The following is a 1,639-nucleotide window of genomic DNA, read 5'->3' as shown; positions in this document are numbered from 1 at the left end:
CGGTGGGGTTGGTGCGCGTGGCCCGCAGGGTGCGGCGCAGCTTGGACAGGTGCTGACGCAGGGCATCCGCGGAGTTGGGGCGCGTCTCCGGGTCCTTGGTGAGCATCTGCAGGATGAAGGCGTCCACCGCGGGCGGCAGGTCGGGGACGAACTCCGACGGCCGGGGCGGGCGCGCCTCTACGTGCTTCATGAGCAGGTCCACCGGGGAGCTGCCGATGAAGGGCAGCCGGCCGGTGATGATTTCGAAGGTGACGACGCCCATGGCGTACAGGTCCGTCATGGGGCCCACGGACTGGCCGCGGGCCTGCTCGGGCGCCATGTACTCCGGAGTGCCGACGACCATGTCGGTGCGCGTCTGCGCGGTGCGGCCGGTGGGGCCCTCGCCGCGCTTGGCGAGCCCGAAGTCCAACAGCTTCACGTAGCGCGAGCCGTCCGGCTGGCGCACGAGGAAGATGTTGCTGGGCTTGAGGTCGCGGTGCACCACGCCCGCGCCATGCGCGGCGCCCAGGCCGGCGAGCACTTCATCCAGCAGGGACAGGGCCTCCGGGACGGGCAGGCGGCCCTTCTCCGCGAGGATGGCGTCCAGCGGCTGGCCATCCAGGTACTCCATGACGATGTACTGGCGACCGTCAGGGAGCTGGCCGAAGCCGAAGATGTCGATGATGCCGCGGTGGCGGATGGCGTTGACGGCGCGGGCCTCCGCGAGGAGCCGGGCCACCTGTTCGGACGAGTGCGCCAGCTCCGGGCGCAGCACCTTCACGGCGACGCGCTTGCCGATGAGGGGCTGGATGCCGTCGTAGACGAGCCCCATGCCGCCCACGCCGATGCGCGAGCGCAGTTCGTACTCGCCCAGCTTCAGGCCGATGAGGGGGTCGGTGATGGCGGTGGCTTCGTTACCGGGGTGCTCCACGATGACCTTCGGTTCCGGTGGAGTCGGATGGAACGACGACAGCACGACGGTGCCATCGCGAGGGCACACCGCCGTCTCGGACGGAACGGTGAGGCCACAGGTTTCGCAGATCAGCTCGGAAGACATCTCCACCACGGGGGAGCGTAACAGGTGAAATCCCGGGAAGCGAAGTCACGGCCCGGGGACGCAGGGCAAGCAAACAGGCGCCTGCCCCCGGGTCTTGTTTTCTCACCCGCTGCTGTCACACAGCGGGCGATGCGGTGGGTCAGGGCGTGGTCCGGCAGTCCAAGACCTTCATCTTGAGACCCTCGTCGCCTGGGTTCCCATCGCTCCGGCCACCGCCACCACCATCCGCAGGGTCGATGATGGTGCCCTCCGCGAGGGCGACCCCCGCGTCTCCGGCACACCAGATGCCGACGGAGGGCCCTCCCGCGCCGCCACCGCCGGGGCCTCCTCGTCCGCCCGCACCACCCGCGCCGCCATTGCCTCCGTGGCCGCCAAACGTGTCGTAGATTTCAGGGCTGCGGTCGGCGACGCGAATGCTGGCCCGACGTCCGCCGATGCCGCCAGGGCCTCCCGCGCCCCCGTCTCCGCCCGCACCTCCCTGACCACCCATTCCACCACCACGGGTCATCAGGCGGGACTCCACTCCGACGGTCGCTTCGGAGTCGATCAGCAAGAGCGCGATGGATGAGCTTCCGCCGCCGCCTCCCTTGCCAGCTTCACCGC

At 70.0% G+C, this 1,639-nt stretch carries 1 protein-coding gene and 1 pseudogene; both read right to left on the bottom strand.

The window, feature by feature from the left end; genetic code table 11:
• A partial coding sequence (locus tag D7X32_RS44325; protein ID WP_147450531.1) for a serine/threonine-protein kinase occupies nt 1–1,036 on the bottom strand: 1,036 nt, incomplete at its 3' end.
• A 139-nt stretch (nt 1,037–1,175) separates the two neighbouring features.
• Nucleotides 1,176–1,639 (bottom strand): annotated as a pseudogene (locus D7X32_RS47740) (hypothetical protein); the annotation flags it as partial.

It is taken from the genome of Corallococcus carmarthensis, from assembly GCF_003611695.1.
Taxonomy (GTDB): Bacteria; Myxococcota; Myxococcia; order Myxococcales; family Myxococcaceae; genus Corallococcus; species Corallococcus carmarthensis.
The sequence above is the reverse complement of the archived record's forward strand: the minus strand, read 5'-3'. Positions and strand labels throughout refer to the sequence as shown.